A 16,079-nucleotide genomic window follows, 5' to 3' on the forward strand; every position below is an offset into this window, starting at 1 on the left:
CAGGGAATCTCTTTGGCCATGTCCAATCCCGTGGCGGGCAACCATAACGACCTCCACAATATAGAAGTAGAGTTTGAAGTGGTTACGGGCACACTGGAAGATGCCAATATCTGTTTCAATAAGCGCAACGGGGCAAGGACAGGGACGAGTATTTTGACAAGGAACTTTATGATGAGCGCTATGCCATAGAACGAACCAATGCTTGGATGGACAGTTTCCGGTTATTGCTCAACAGGCTCGACACCACCATAGCTAGCTGGATAGGGTTTAACTTATTGGCATTTATGGTGATAGCATTGAAAAAATTCAAAAAGAAAAAGTTTAAATGAGTTCATTAATTATCCGTTCTTTTTTTTATTCACCTTTCTTTTTATTTTTCTATAAGTGTTCATGATTGTCGCGCAATTCATTGATGAAAAAACCCTTCGGCTACGCTCAGGATAAACCAAGCCAAAAAAATCTAGGCTGACGATAAAAACATAAGAAAATACTACGAAACCCCCAGCCACACCTGCCTGCCGGCAGGCAGGGATAAAAAGAACTCATTCCGCCTTGGGGCGGAACTCAAAATCTTCAGTGTTACGATAGAAATATCATGCCCTCGCGCCAGCTGGCTCCATCGCTAAAAACATCCACTGGATGTTTTTTTAACGCTTGGTCCTATCGTAGGCTGAAACCAAACCACAAACATTGAGGTTTTATCTAAAACCCAGAAAATCCAATATATTTCAAAATTCAACAAAAGTGTTTTGCCTCCTATTGATTCTACTCCTTAAAATATCCTTCTAATCCCGGTACGTGTTTTTTGAGTTCTTCTACTGCTAAATCGCATACTTTGAACGCTCCAGTAGGTGATAAATGGGTATTGTCTTCTTTCCCTTGCTGAAAACGCTCATACTCCCCCGGAAGATAGTGTAAATACAATTGCTTGGAACGTTCCTCGCCAAACGTCTTAACCATTTCCCGAGTGCGATCCTCTAAATCAAGTAAGGGAACGTCCAATTCTGAGGCGACTTCACGAACGACCTTTGTATAATCTCCATGAGTGTCTTTAAGTTCGCCATCCTCAAATTTTCGCCTTACTATTGAAGTGGCCAAAATAGGATTTCCCTGCTTTTCCCTTACTTCTTCTACAAAACGGATCAAGTTTTCACGATAATCTGTGTTCGCCTCTGCATAGCGCTCCGGTGACTTCTCCTTTTGGTCGTTATGGCCAAACTGTATTAACACATAATCCCCCGGGTTAAGTACGTCGAGTATTTGCTGCCAGCGGCCTTCATCCCTAAAACTCTTGGTAGAGCGTCCGTTCACGGCATGATTTCCTATCTGTAAACCCTCATTGACATACAACGAAAGTACCTGTCCCCAGCCCTTTTCAGGATTAGAAGGCGTATAAGGCTTATTGGCCATGGTAGAATCGCCTGCAAGATGCAACACTATTGTTGATTTTGACTGACTACAATAACTCAATGGCAATAAAGCCATTACGATCATAAATAATTTTATTTTTTTCATTCTGAATTATATTTTAACGGGGGTCTAATCTAAGAAAATCATGTGAGTTTAAGTGTTTTTAAAACACCAAAAATGTGTCATATACAACTGATCTTGACAAAAAACTTAATTGAATGGGCTGTATAGTGATAAAATTGGCATTGAAGTCCTAGTTTATTTTTAACTCCAAACATTTTTAATAAACCTGATAAAATTCCCATGCATAATCCCATCAATATCCTTTTTTGAATAGCCCCTGTCTCGCAACATATCCGGTATTTTTTGCAGGTCTGCAATAGTATCCAAATCAAGCGGAGATTGTTCCTTTCCAAAGCCTCCATCTAGATCCGATCCAATTCCGACATGATTGGCATTACCGGCCAACTGACAAATGTGGTCTATGTTATCAATAATATGTTTTAGCGAAGCTCCAGTACTTTCAGGAGTAGATTCGCCCTTAACCCAGTTCGGCACCATCATCCAGGCATCGAGTACCACTCCGATAACTGCATTCCTGCTGATGAGTTCTTTTATTTGTTCGTCGGAAAACTGCCTGTGGTCGGGTGACAACTCACGGCAATTATTGTGACTCGCCCATACATGTCCGTTGTATACATCCATGGCTTCCCAAAAACTTTGATCACACAAATGCGTAGCATCAAGAATCATATTAAGGCGTTCGATTTCTTTTAACAATGCCCTCCCATTTTCTCCGATTCCTCCAATGGAATCAGTGCCAAATGCGTAGGTTCCGGGACCGTAATGTGCCGGACCGATAGCTCTCAGCCCCTGCTTATACGAACGCTCTAAATAATCGATATCAACAATAGAATCTGCTCCTTCCAAACTCAAAATATATCCTATCGGTTTTTTACGATCATTGCTAGTATTATACCACATTTTGAGATGATTTTCCAATTCCTCAACATTAGTAATCTGAACCAACTCACCTATTTCTTCCATCGCCTTATACCACGCCAATTGACCTTGTGTATGTGCCCATGCTTGTCGGGGAGAGTTCCATCCTGGCAACGGATTTTCCTTTTTTACATATCTGGCTATTTGAGTAGCGACACAAAGACCGATATTTCCTTTTCGCATGGCATCAAAAGAGACGGTATTCATCCCGCGACCAGGAAGATCCGTCATTCCTTTTTCATAATTTCTGATCTCTTCAACAGACCAGGTAAGGTCTCTATTCCAATCCATCGCATTCATGGAAAGGTCGAGATGGGCATCGAGGATGAACATTCTTGTCTATTTAGTTTATTAGTTTAAATAATGTTTTGTTATTCTATCAACTGTTCATTTTTTCCATTGATGAAAAAACGAACCAAAAAAATCTAGGCTGACGAGAAAAACATAAGAAAATACTACGGAAACCCCAGCCACAGATGAAAAAAACTCCCCAGACACTTTCCAACGCTACAGCCAACTCAATGTGTGTCTGGGTCAAACAATTTTTCATCTTTAGGCCACCCTGCTTCCTTGATTTTCAATGTTTCTCTCGTAGGCCATTAAAAATATTGCCTCGTAGAAACAATTTGCACTTTATATCAGACCGTTATTTTTTGACCTCTGGCAGCTACTTTCCATTGATTGACCACTTTGTTGTTTTCAACAACCATCAACTCTTGATATTTGGCTACTGTCGGGCAAATATGCATAGGAATCGCGTACAGAACATCTCCAATCTTATAATCGCCCGGATTTTCTGTTTTGAAAACGAAATGCTCTTCACTCTGGCTTACTTGTTCTAAATCAGACGCATTTAATAATTCAACTCTCGGGAAAGGCATTTCTGATGCGAGGGATTTATGTCCCAGATCTGAAGTCAAGATTCCTTTTGAAGGTTTGCTGATAATTCGTGTCATCAGCACCGCTGCAGTCAACATTTTCATCTCTGGAAATAATCCTCCGTAACCGGCATCCCAAAGCAATACGGTTCCCGGGCTCAAATCTACATCCTTTCGTATGGCATGAACAGGAAATGAAGGTGAACCTCCGGCAATAATTTCTTTAACTTCTACATCAATATCTTTCAACCTATTTTTAAGTGCAACAACTTTTTCAAAAGCAGCATCACAATCTTTTTTTCTTTTGTCAAAATCGGGGTTACGCAAATGCCCGTCATACACATGGAAACCTTTTGCTACAATATTTTCATCAGCAGAAATAAATTGAAACAATTCTTCAGCTCGCTCATCGGGTTCAATTCCCGTTCTGTTCATCCCCACGTTAATATCTATCCACAATGAGATTCTTTTCTGTTCTTTTGAAGCAACCTCAGCAATACTTTTAGCATTATCGATATCGTCCACCAAAGTTGAAAATTGCGTTTCAGGATAAGCATCTTTCAACTTAAAAAAACGTTGAATGTTAATTCCCACAGGTTGCATGGCCAACAACACATCTTGTGCTTCACATTGCGCCAATAATTCAGCTTCAGCGATGGTAGCACATTTGAATTTGTTGATTCCGTACTGCATTTGCATTTTTACGATCTCGGCTGTTTTGTGTGTTTTTATATGAGGGCGCAATCTTTTTACATCTCCGGCAACAGCAATCATCGTTTTGATATTTTGCTCGATCCTGTCGGGATAGACCAACAAGGCCGGCGAAGCTATTTCATCGCTATTTTCTACTAAATACCAATCCGACTGTTTCATCATCTAATTAATTTGAAAAACTGCTTCAATTTCCGCAGGGATATTTTCGGGAAGCATCATTCCGACAGCACTTCGAGTCCCGATCCCGTTTTCTTTTCCGAAGATTTCGGCCATCAATTCGCTAAACCCATTGATCACCAAAGGATGTTTTTTAAAATCAGGAGTACAATTGACCATCCCGAACACTTTTACAATCCGTTTTATGTTATCGATATCCCCAAAATGTGTCTGAATGGTAGAAAGCATTGTCAATCCCACTTGTCGGGCCGCCCGATATCCTTCTTCCAAACCGATATCATCACCTACCCTTCCGGACATCAGTGTTCCATCGGTTTTTACCGGACCTTGTCCGGATACATACAAGAAATTATCGACTATCAAAACAGGGCGATAAACTCCCGCCGGTTTTGGAGCCGGAGGCAAGACTAATCCCAGTTTTTTAATTTTTTCTGATGGTTTCATCTATACAAAAATATTAAGTATTAAAACTCCAACTAATCCTATAACTCCAACTGTGGTTTCCATGACCGTCCACGTAGAAAGTGTTTCCTTAACCGAAAGGTTGAAATATTCTTTAAACAACCAAAATCCACTGTCGTTTACATGAGAGAGCATCAAACTTCCTGAACCGATGGCCAGCACCATCAATTCGGCACTCACCCCATCCCCGGAAACAAGAGGCAACACAATTCCTGCTGTGGTTAAGCCAGCTACGGTAGCAGAGCCCACGCACACGCGAATAACCGTAGCGATAAGCCAGGCCAAAAACAAAGGCGATAAATTGGTTCCTTTGATCAGATCAGCGATATAATCACTTACTCCGCTATCCACTAGAATTTGTTTTAAAGCTCCGGCTCCGGCTATAATCAAAAGCACCATAGTGATACTTGAAATGGAACTTGTGAGGGATTCCATCACCTCAGTCATTTTTTTTCCTCGGGAAAGCCCTAAGGTAAAAATAGCAACCAATACGGAAATCAGCATGGCAATAACCGGATTTCCTATAAAATCAATAATCTTTTTCAAGACAAAATCATCAGAAACAAAATGGTTGACTACAGTTGCAAAACCGATAAGGATAACAGGAAGCAATGCGGTAAAAATACTTACGCTCATACTCGGCATTTGTTCTTCCTTCAACTCCACAGGATTATAAAATTCTTTAAGCGGTGTTGCTGTTATCCTACTTATGATTTTAGTCCTGGCAAGTAAGGGCCCTGCGATAACAATAGCCGGAACGGCAACTACAATTCCGTAAAGCAATGTCTTCCCAATATCGGCACCAAACATAGAGGCAATTGCTGTTGGCGCTGGATGCGGAGGCAGGTATCCATGGGTAACCGACAAAGATGCCAGCATAGGCAAACCTACATACAGCAACGGCAGTCCTGTGGACATCGCCACAGTAAAGACCAGTGGAATCAAAATCACAAACCCGACCGAGTAGAACATGGGAATCCCCACAATAAACCCGGTAAGCACTACTGCCCATTGAATATTTCTTTTTCCAAACTTTTTTACCAATTTGGTGGTGATTTGTTGTGCTGCCCCACTATCGGCCACCAGTTTTCCCAACATGGCCCCTAAGCCCAATATTAAAACAAGAAAGCCCAATGTGTTCCCTATTCCATTTTGGATGGAATCTATCACATCGAGAAGTTGCATCCCACCAGCAATCCCCACAAAAAGTGATATAATGATGAATGAAATAAAAGCGTTGAGTTTAAGTTTGGCGATTAAGAAGAAAAGCAGGGCTATTCCTAATAAAACTATAAGTAATGGCATAGTTGGTTTTGGTAGTTTTTAAATTATTAACGGTTTTTTCTAACAAAAAATGAATTTGCTCTTATTTTTTTATGAATAGAACAAAAACCTGTCGAATATAAGAAAAATAACAGAAGAAGCTCAGGGCAAACGCATCCCTTTTTATCGCTAATATTTACGCAATAAAATATAAGGTTGATACATTTAAGCCCTATAGGGGTGCCATATTGTTCATAGTAAATCCATTCACCTTTATTTTGGATAATGCTAATATGCTGTGTTTTTTGTTTCTTTACAACCGTGAGACACACTCCTTCATATACGGTAGAAGAAGCAAAACGCAAACTGGAGAATTACTGTGCCTATCAGGAACGTTGCCATAAAGATGTTGTAAAAAAGCTGAAGGGAATGAATATGATTCCAATTGCCATAGACACCATTATAGCACATCTTTTGGAGCACAATTTCCTAAACGAAGAGCGTTTTGCAAAAAGTTATGCCCGCGGAAAATTCAACATAAAAAAGTGGGGGCGTAGAAGGATTGTTATGGAACTTAAAGCCCGTAATATATCCAAATACAACATACAATCGGCTTTAAAAGAGATTTCTGATAGTGATTATTACAACACCCTTGACGAATTGGCCAAAAAGAGGGCTTCACAAATTACAGAAACCAATATCTACAAAAAGAAAAAGAAACTGGCCGATTACCTGCTATACCGAGGTTGGGAATCGCATTTGGTTTATGAAAAGATCAAGGAATTGATTGGGTGATCAAATCCCAAGTTCTTCATGGGTTTTGGCGATAGCCTGCTCATTTTTTTGATCAATCCATGCCTGTCCTTTCCATTTCCGCATCAGATTATCATAATTACGCATCACAAAAAGATTATAAACTGCTTTGGCAAGGTGTTTCGGTTTTTTGGGGATCGATCGTAAACTCATCGAAAATCCGGGAGTTTCATATTTCATAAAATGCCAATACCCTTCGGGCATGTAGAGCATTTCTCCATGGTTCAAATGAGCGATGTATCCTTCAGCTTGTTTGAGTGCCGGCCATTTTTCAAAATCGGGGTTTTCAAAATCGATATCCTCTCTTGAAATCAAGGAATGTGGCACTTTATACATATATTTTGACTGATCCGGTGGAAAAATGATACATTGTTTCTTTCCGTGAAAATGAAAATGAAGGATGTTGGAATAATCAATATCAAAGTGCATAAACACCTTACTATTCTCACCTCCAAAGAACAACATGGGGAGTTGTTTTACCAATTTCAAACCAATATCAGGCCATTTGAAATCCTCTTGCAAGGCAGGCACTTCTTTCATTAAATTATAAAGGAAAATACGATAATTGGTAGGCTTGGATTCCAATAATTGGATGTACTCGCTCATCCTCATCTCTGCATGCGGTTCGTTAAAACCATCTTCATACGTCACCGGTCTATCGTCATACAAAGGCACGATTTTATCCCCGGCAACTTCGTTGATATAATCCAAATACCATTTTTTATAAGCAGGCCAATCCCCTGTTAACTCTTCTATAACAACAGGTTTTTGGGGCTTTACATAATTAGCTATAAATCCCTCTTTAGAAATTGTTTTTAGGCGGGGTATTTCATTCAACCTCATAAAATATCACTTAAAAAAAACTCCATAAAGGTACAAATTGTCTTCAATTTATATATTTAACATCAATCCTCCTCCATAGGATCATACGTTTATCTGTTCTTTTTTGCATCGCCCAAAAAAGAACCAAAAAAGTCTAGGCTGGCGATAAAAACATAAGAAAATACTACGGAACCCTCAGCCACAGATGAAAAGAACTCGACTCGCTTTTGGCGAGTCTCAAACAGATTTTCATCTTCTTGCCACCACTGCTTCCTTGATTTTCAATGTTTTTATCGTAGGCCGAAAACCAAACCGCAAACATTGAAATTTTATCTAAACCTCAGCAAGTCCTACTTTATTTCAAAAATTCAATAAAAGTGTTTTTAACGCTACTAGTTTTAAATCAATGTTAATGATTGTCCCCGTTTGTTGATAATAAAACGAAGCACAAAAAATATGTTTTACTATACCTCTTTAGTGGTTTTGGCGGTTTGCTTGGCCAATTCGTTCTTTTCGATCTTGTGTCCGGGTCTCGACCATTTTGGTTTTTCTCCCAAAGGCTGATATATAGACGCTTCTGCCTCTATCGTTTCAGGTTGTTCTTTCTTTTCAAAAGCTGCTTGTGGTTTTAAGCCGAGCATTTCAAACATTTTCATGTCTTCATTTACATCCGGATTGGGGGTAGTAAGCAATTTATCCCCAGCAAAAATGGAATTGGCTCCAGCAAAGAAACACATGGCTTGCCCTTCCCTACTCATCTGTGTTCGTCCTGCCGATAAACGTACCTGTGTTTGTGGCATGACAATTCGCGTAGTGGCCACCATACGGATCATTTCCCATATTTCCACCGGTTTTTCTTCTTCCATGGGGGTTCCCTCTACAGCAACCAAAGCATTGATAGGTACAGATTCGGGCTGCGGACTCAAGGTAGAAAGTGCCACCAACATTCCGGCACGGTCTTCTATACTTTCCCCCATCCCGATAATTCCACCGCTACATACCGTGACATTGGTTTTACGCACATTGTCTATCGTTTGCAAACGGTCTTCATAACCTCTGGTGGAAATGACCTCTTTATAATATTCTTCTGAAGTATCCAAGTTGTGGTTATAAGCATACAATCCAGCTTCTGCCAAACGTTTCGCCTGATTTTCAGTAACCATCCCCAGTGTACAGCACACTTCCATATCGAGTTTGTTGATAGTGCGTACCATCTCCAACACCTGATCAAACTCCGGTCCGTCCTTTACATTTCTCCAAGCCGCACCCATACAAACACGTGAACTCCCGGCCGATTTGGCGCGCAATGCCTGTGCTTTTACATGCTGAACGGTCATTAAATCATTTCCTTCGATATCGGTATGATATCGGGCTGCTTGCGGACAATACCCACAATCTTCCGGGCAACCTCCGGTTTTTATCGACAGTAAAGTAGATACCTGTACCGTATTCGGATCGTGAAATTTGCGATGTACTGTTGCCGCTTCATAAAGCAATTCCATCAAAGGTTTATTGTATATCGCTAAAACTTCTTCTTTAGTCCAGTTGTGTCTTATCTCACTCATAAGCTGATTTTATTCCTCTTCAATAGAAAATGAGGTATCCAAATTCAAAAATAACAAATAGATTCAAATCTATTTCCTTCTATTTTTTTAATTATCCAATAATCTTCAACATAACAGCTGAATCGGTTAGGGTTTTGACAGCAATACACTGACTGCATTCCCCCCAAAACCAACAGCATTTATCAAAATTTTTTTAATCTTTTCGGGCGATTTCTTGTTCTCAAGATACGGAACATTAATAAAATGCTCGTTTTGCATCATTAAAACACCCAATTCCAAGCTCAACAAGCCCGATGCTCCAAAAGTATGTCCAATTTTCCATTTATTGGTCGTCAATGCCGGAATCTTGTCTCCAAATACTTTTTCTATGGCTTTTACTTCAGACGAATCCCCTTTGATGGTTCCCGGGGCATGCATCACAATAACATCCACCTCATCAGGATTTGTGTCTTTTAGTGCCATTTTCATTGACTTCTGAAAGCAAATTGCATCATCGGAAATCGATATGTTGTGCTTCAACACCTCTGTAGCATAGCCAACGCCTTCCACATAGGCCAAAGTTTCATTATCTCCTCCGATTTCCATACAAATCACGGCAGCTCCTTCTCCCAAAACCATGGAGTTTCGCTTTTTGTTTAGGTCCAATGCTTTACATGGAAATGAATCATTCTTATTTTCAGCATAAATTTTCAACGCTTTCATTTGGGCGATGGTAAAGGGGGTTAACGAAGCTTCACTTCCGCCTACCAAAAACTTATCGCTCATTCCGCTTTTGATCCAGGCCACTCCATTCACTAAAGCGTGTAAAGCTGTTGAGCAGGTAATGGAATGTGACAACTCCGGACCTTCCGATTGCAAATCGTGGGCAATCCAGGATGAGATATTCCCCAAAGTTGTTGTGGGCGATGCCAGGGTACTCGATTGCTTTTCCCTTAAAAATTCTTCGTGATATTTTTCAAACAACCCGGTTGCTCCCCGAGATGAGCCTATGTTGATGCCAAAACAATCCTCTTTTTCCCAACCGGCTTGTTTTACTGCTAATCGGGAAGCCTGCATGGCATAAAGGACAGAAGCGTCCAGGGTTTTATATTTTTGATCTGAATTCCTGATTGATTTTACTGCTTCAGCACTGCTATCTGATAAAGGAGCCACCAAAGCGCTATCATCCCCAAAATCTTTTTCAACAAGATGGTGATCACTTTTTAAATAGTTCTTCCAGATTTCATCAGGGCTACAACCAAGTGGAGAAATTGAAGACAATGCCGTAATTGTAATTCGTTCTTCCTTCATTTATGATTCACTTACATTAATTCTTCCGTAGGCAAAACTACTATTATTTGACTTTTAAATCACCTCTTCCAGCAAGTATTCAATCTTATCATAAACTTTCTGAAGTTGTTCGTCGGTAATAACGTATGGTGCTGAAATATAAATTGTATTTCCCAACGGCCTCAAGAAGAGTCCGTTTTCAAGGAAAAAATTCAGTAACCGGTCCCGCAACCCTCCATAACGTTTCATTTCCACATCGAGATCGAATGCATAAATGATTCCGCATTGCCGGGTATTGGCAACCTTTGAATGATTTTTTATGCGTTTATCAAAATTTTTGTGTGCGTTTATCACCCTTTGAATGTTTTCCTGCATCTCTTCGGATTGTAAGAGTTCGATTCCCGCCAGTGCCGCAGCACAAGCAATCGGGTTTGCAGTATATGTATGTCCGTGGAAGAGGCCTTTCCCCATATCATCGCTGTAAAAAGCCTGATAAACAGCCTCTGTACAGCTCGTGATGGCCATAGGAACCATTCCCGCCGTCAAGGCCTTGCTCATACACATGATATCGGGGTGAACTTCTAAGTGTTGTGAAGCAAAATATTTTCCTGTTTTCCCAAAACCGGTCATGACTTCATCGGCTATGGTGATGACATTGTTTTTTTGACATTCCTCAATCAACATTTCCAATCCCAAAGCATCGTGCATCTTCATAGCTGCAGCTCCCTGAACCAAAGGCTCAAAGATAAAACTAGCTACATTCCCTTGGGAAATAAGTGCTTGTAATTGTTGAAGAACAGCTTCATTGTTCTCTCCATTAGGCACAGGAATGCGTTCCACAGCAAGGAAAAAATCTTCAAAAGGTCCGTTGTAAACCGACAAACCCGAAACGGACATCGCACCAAAAGTATCGCCGTGGAAACCTTCTTCAAATGCGATCAGAATATTTTTCTTTTCGCCTTGATTGAAATGATACTGTAACGACATTTTGATGGCCACTTCAACTGAGGTCGATCCATTATCAGAAAAAAACAATTTGTTTTGATTTTCAGGAAGTATTTTGATTAATTCTTCTGATAGTTTTACCACCGGTTCGTGTGTGAGTCCACTAAAAACCACTTGATCCAAAATCTCAACTTGCTCCTTCACCCGTTTGACAATAAAGTCGTGACAGTGCCCATAAGCCGAAGTGTACCAAGACGCTATTCCGTCTATGTATTCCTTTCCGTTTTCGTCAAACAGCAAAGCACCTTTGGCTCTGGAAATCCCAAGAGCGGTTGGGTGTGTTTTATGCTGGGTAAGCGGATGCCACAGGTGTTTTTGATCTCGCTCTGATATCGTCATAATTAATTCTTTCTCTGCGATACAAAGATGGGGATTAATTGTTGAAGTGATTTAAACTTTTTGACTTGGCTGAAAAATTACTCTTTTGAGTCTGCTTAATTTGTCGGCCTGCCGGCTTGGGGTTCCTTTTGCCCGAGCGCCGGCCGGCCCCTTCACTAAAAATGTCCACTGGACATTTTTTTAACGCTCGGTCCTACCAAAATCTTCTAAGGCGCTTTGGAATTTTTTAGCGTATTTACGGATGACTTCTTTGTCGAATTCTTTTTCTTCATCAATCCTCCCTATAACCGGAACACCTGTCATTTTATGAATGATCTGTTCGGTAGTGGGGTGTTCTTTTCCGCTAAATATAATAGCCACGTTAAAACCTTCTTGTTTCAACAAGTTCACCGTTAGTAACGTATGATTGATACTTCCCAGATAATGCCGTGAAACGACAATGATTTTATACTTAGGATCTATAATGTCCATTATAGTATTTTTCTGATTCAGAGGAACCAAAAGCCCACCCGCTCCTTCTATGACAAGTCCATTAGCTGTTTCGGGAAGGACAATCTTTTTGATGTCGATTTCGACTCCGTCGATCACAGCAGCTGCATGTGGTCCGATAGGCACCTTTAGCGCATAACTGTTGGGGTGAAACTTGGTTTTTGCATTGGACACCAATGCTTTTACTTTATGCGTATCAGAATTATCCAAATCGCCTGATTGAATTGGCTTCCAATAATCTGCTTCCATAGCTTCCACTATAATAGCTGAGGCAATAGTTTTACCAACCTCTGTTGAGATGCCGGTCACAAAAAAATTAGAATTCATAGTCGGTATTGTTAGTAATGTAATGATTGAGCTAATTTACAAAATGCTTCTTCGTAAAAATAGTAAGTATCTCCAAAACTTTGGAAATTTCTTCAAAATTATTAAAACTGTGAAGACAAAAACGCAATCTTTCAGTTCCTTTTGGCACTGTTGGAGACATAATTGGTTTTACATCAAAGCCCTCTGTTTGCAATTTTAACGCTATTGTTTTAACACGGTCATTTCCCGGGATAACACAACATTGAATAGCCGAATCACTCTCGATATACTGAATGTTCAGTTTTGAGTTTTGATCCACAACAAGCTTCATTCTTTCTTTAAAAAACTGAATGTTCTCTTTCAGTTGTATTATACTTTCAGACCTCAACGAAGATGGATTTTCATCTGTCATTTGATGATATGAAGACAAAATAACCGCCAATGAATGCTGCGGAAGCGCAGTAGTATAAATAAAACTACGGGCAAAATTAACCAAATAGGAAATCAGCTCTTTTGAACCTAAAACAGCTGCTCCATGAGCACCTAAAGCTTTTCCAAAGGTAATAATTCTGGCAAAAACCTGTTCTGTTAATCCTAAATGCTGCACCAAACCCGTTCCGTTTTCTCCATAAATTCCAATAGCATGAGCTTCATCAACTACCAAACGGGCGTTGTGTTTTTCAGCCAACCGGGCCATCGCTTCAAGATCGGGCGAGTCACCATCCATAGAAAAAACGGATTCAGTGACGATGAACAATTCTCCTCCTGAGAGGCTTCGACTCCCGACGCTTCGGTCGGGACAAGTGTGTTCAACCTGACATTTAACCTCCAAAGCAGACAAGTCATTGTGTTTAAATTTATAAGCTTTAGCATGACTCAGCTGCAATCCGTCACGGATACTTGCATGTATAAACTCATCATATAAAATCACATCGCCACGCTGGGGTACGGACGAAAAGAAACCGATATTGGCATCATAACCCGAGTTGAACACCAAAGCCGACGCACTTTTATGTACATCGCTCAACATTTCTTCGACTTCCAGATAAAGTTGATGATTGCCCGTAAGCAAACGCGAGCCTGTAGCTCCGTTTTGAACTATTCCCTTTTCTTTTAACAAAGCATGCGCCTGTTCAGCAATAGATGAGGACCTTGAAAAACCGAGATAATCATTGGACGAAAAATCAACCATATCCCCTGCTTCCGGTAATTGCCGAAATGCATTTTCTTCTTTTCTTTGTGTTATTTTCTTATGGAGTTTCTTTGGAAAATCACTCATTAATCCTTGCTTTGTAACAGTGAACTCAATTTATACTTTTCTAAATTGGCTAAAAAATTACCCTTTTGCACTCACTTTTTGTCTTTCGTGCATGCCGGCAGGCAGGTTCTCCTTCCGTCCGCCTGAGGCGGATGCAACTCAAAAAAGCCTTCAACCGAGCACAAAATGATTAATTTTCGCTTCAATCAAAAAAGCTTAAATGAGTTCAGTAAAAATAAACATCCCTTTTTGAAAAAGTAGTATATTGGAATGTTTTTAAACCCCACAAATCATACAAAGAACATAAAACTGTACAAACCTTAAAAGCAAACGACATTGAAACGAGCATGAATTTTATTAATCATAAATAGATAAAAACGTATGATTAATAAAATTCATGTGTGAGCGTAGCGGTTCCATATGTGCAACAATTTTTTTGCACATTTGTGTTATTGCAAAAAATTCAAACAAATGAAAAAGACTTTATTTCTTATTACATCCTTATTCATATTCACCTGTGTAACTGCACAAACACCGGTATCTTACAATATTCAATTTGAAAACGCCGTACACCACGAAGCCGAGGTTAGCGTTGTTTTTCCGAACAGTAACTCAGATTCGCTACATATACGGATGAGCAGGAGTTCCCCCGGAAGGTATGCCCTACACGAATTTGCTAAAAATGTATATGGCGTAACTGCCCTGAACGAAAAAGGCGATACCCTGAAAATAGTAAGAGAAAATCCGTATGAATGGGTTATTGTGGCCCCCGAAGGTGCAACTACGGTGCGTTACACCTTGTTTGCCAATCGTGGGGACGGTACCTATAGCCAAATTGACGAAACCCATGCTCACCTGAACATGCCGGCTACTTTTATGTATGCCCCGGCGCTGTTCGACAACCCCGTTCAAATTACTTTCCACCCTCGTGAAGACCTGGATTGGAAAATAGCGACACAACTTAAACACAAAACAGGGAATACCTATACTGCACCTGATTTCCAATACTTTATGGACAGCCCTACGGAAATAAGTGATTATAGAAAGCGTGAATTTACCGTAACATCCAACGGAAAAGACTACACCATAGAATTTGTATTGCACGACAACAGCCCGGAAACACTTCTCGACCAGTATTTTGAAAAAGTAAAAAAAGTGGTTTTGGCTGAAAAGAATGTATATGGCGAATTGCCCGATTACGACTTCGGAAAATATACTTTTCTGGCTTGTTATGTCGACAATGCAAGTGGCGATGGAATGGAACACCGAAATTCAACCATCTTGACCAGCAGCAGAAGTCTGGAAGAAGGAGGATTGGAAAGAAATATCGGTACTGTTTCCCATGAATTTTTCCACTCGTGGAATGTAGAGCGCATCCGTCCGAAAACACTGGAGCCTTTTGATTTTGCCAATGCCAACATGAGTGGTGCGTTATGGTTTGCAGAAGGCTTTACCAGCTATTACACCAACCTTGTGCTCTGCCGTGCCGGGATTATGAGTCCGGAGGATTATGCAAAAAGCCTTAATGGGACTTTCAATTATGTGTGGAATTCACCTGCAAGAGCTTTTTTCAATCCGATAGAAATGAGCTACCAAGCCCCTTTTGTTGACGCTGCTACATCAGTTGATCCGGTAAACCGGGGCAATACATTCATTTCTTATTATTCCTACGGAAGTGTTTTAGGACTTGCTTTAGACCTTTCGCTGCGTCAAAACGGATTGAACTTGGATGATTATATGAAAAAAGTTTGGCAGCAATACGGCGTGAAAGAAGAACCCTACACCATAGACGACCTTCATTTTACATTGAGTATGTATGCCGGAAAAGCTTTTGCTGATGATTTCTTCAATAATTATATCTACAAAAGTAAAATGCCCGATTACAAGGCTTTATTTGAAAGTGTTGGTTTTGAATTCACACAAGACAAAGAAAAAACCTTTACCGGAATGGTTCTTAACGGTAACGAAATATCACGAAATGTAAAAATAGGCACTCCGGCCTATGAAGCCGGATTGGAAAAAGGAGATCTTATTCTGGCTATAAACGACATAGCTATCGACAAAACAAACACTCTTGATAAAGTGCTTGAAAACACCAACGTTGGTGACAACATCACAGTCAAATACAAACGTTTTGGAGAAGAAAAAACGACCAGTCTAACACTTGAAAGCGATCCTACTTATACCATTTCATTGGATAAAAAAGCGAAAAGAAGGGTGAGAAAACACCGGGATGCCTGGTTGCATCAAGAGTAATGCATTAAAACAGCTTTTCCAAAGTTTGAAACTTTGGAAAAGCTAATATTT

At 40.2% G+C, this 16,079-nt stretch carries 13 protein-coding genes and 1 pseudogene; 3 read left to right on the forward strand and 11 right to left on the reverse strand.

What is annotated here, in order from left to right; translation table 11 throughout:
- A pseudogene (locus OOZ15_RS11170) lies at positions 1-329 on the forward strand (IS5/IS1182 family transposase); the annotation flags it as partial.
- A gap of 436 nt (positions 330-765) precedes the next feature.
- On the opposite strand, the gene OOZ15_RS11175 reads toward OOZ15_RS11170, so the two are convergent.
- From OOZ15_RS11175 to OOZ15_RS11195, 5 genes are all read right to left on the reverse strand, one after another.
- Positions 766-1,515 (reverse strand): rhamnogalacturonan acetylesterase, encoded by a 750-nt coding sequence (locus OOZ15_RS11175; RefSeq protein ID WP_265956494.1) that lies wholly within the window; start codon positions 1,513-1,515, stop codon positions 766-768.
- A 159-nt stretch (positions 1,516-1,674) separates the two neighbouring features.
- Entirely contained in the window at positions 1,675-2,745 is a 1,071-nt protein-coding gene (locus OOZ15_RS11180) for a dipeptidase (protein WP_265956495.1), read from the reverse strand.
- Positions 2,746-3,050: 305 nt separating this feature from the next.
- Positions 3,051-4,166 carry a D-TA family PLP-dependent enzyme gene (locus OOZ15_RS11185; RefSeq protein ID WP_265956496.1) on the reverse strand — a complete coding sequence of 372 codons (1,116 nt, stop codon included), beginning with the start codon at positions 4,164-4,166 and terminating at the stop codon, positions 3,051-3,053.
- Positions 4,167-4,625, reverse strand: a complete 459-nt coding sequence (locus OOZ15_RS11190) for a RidA family protein (RefSeq protein WP_265956497.1) — start codon at positions 4,623-4,625, stop codon at positions 4,167-4,169.
- On the reverse strand, positions 4,626-5,948 hold the full coding sequence (locus OOZ15_RS11195; RefSeq protein WP_265956498.1) for a gluconate:H+ symporter: 1,323 nt from the start codon (positions 5,946-5,948) through the stop codon (positions 4,626-4,628).
- Between the two features lie 243 nt (positions 5,949-6,191).
- Between OOZ15_RS11195 and OOZ15_RS11200 the strand changes: the two genes are divergently transcribed.
- The gene (locus tag OOZ15_RS11200) at positions 6,192-6,701 is read left to right on the forward strand and encodes a regulatory protein RecX (protein ID WP_416337318.1); all 510 of its coding nucleotides are present in this window, start codon (positions 6,192-6,194) and stop codon (positions 6,699-6,701) included.
- On the opposite strand, the gene OOZ15_RS11205 is transcribed toward OOZ15_RS11200, so the two are convergent.
- The 6 genes from OOZ15_RS11205 to OOZ15_RS11230 form a co-directional block, all read right to left on the reverse strand.
- A complete protein-coding gene (locus OOZ15_RS11205; protein WP_265956500.1) occupies positions 6,702-7,562 on the reverse strand; it encodes a cupin-like domain-containing protein in 861 nt (286 codons plus the stop codon).
- Positions 7,563-8,005: 443 nt separating this feature from the next.
- Positions 8,006-9,106, reverse strand: a complete 1,101-nt coding sequence (bioB, locus tag OOZ15_RS11210; protein WP_265956501.1) for a biotin synthase BioB — start codon at positions 9,104-9,106, stop codon at positions 8,006-8,008.
- Between the two features lie 126 nt (positions 9,107-9,232).
- Positions 9,233-10,396: a beta-ketoacyl synthase N-terminal-like domain-containing protein gene (locus OOZ15_RS11215; protein ID WP_265956502.1), complete on the reverse strand. Its 1,164-nt coding sequence runs from the start codon at positions 10,394-10,396 to the stop codon at positions 9,233-9,235.
- A gap of 54 nt (positions 10,397-10,450) precedes the next feature.
- Entirely contained in the window at positions 10,451-11,719 is a 1,269-nt protein-coding gene (gene bioA, locus OOZ15_RS11220; RefSeq protein ID WP_265956503.1) for an adenosylmethionine--8-amino-7-oxononanoate transaminase, read from the reverse strand.
- Positions 11,720-11,899: 180 nt separating this feature from the next.
- The gene (bioD, locus tag OOZ15_RS11225) at positions 11,900-12,535 is read right to left on the reverse strand and encodes a dethiobiotin synthase (protein ID WP_265956504.1); all 636 of its coding nucleotides are present in this window, start codon (positions 12,533-12,535) and stop codon (positions 11,900-11,902) included.
- A gap of 31 nt (positions 12,536-12,566) precedes the next feature.
- Positions 12,567-13,793 carry an aminotransferase class I/II-fold pyridoxal phosphate-dependent enzyme gene (locus OOZ15_RS11230; RefSeq protein ID WP_265956505.1) on the reverse strand — a complete coding sequence of 409 codons (1,227 nt, stop codon included), beginning with the start codon at positions 13,791-13,793 and terminating at the stop codon, positions 12,567-12,569.
- A gap of 450 nt (positions 13,794-14,243) precedes the next feature.
- Between OOZ15_RS11230 and OOZ15_RS11235 the strand changes: the two genes are divergently transcribed.
- Entirely contained in the window at positions 14,244-16,028 is a 1,785-nt protein-coding gene (locus OOZ15_RS11235; protein WP_265956506.1) for a M61 family metallopeptidase, read from the forward strand.
- Positions 16,029-16,079 lie beyond the last annotated feature (51 nt).

The sequence above is a fragment of the Galbibacter kalidii genome (genome assembly GCF_026241135.1).
Classification (GTDB): Bacteria; Bacteroidota; Bacteroidia; order Flavobacteriales; family Flavobacteriaceae; genus Galbibacter.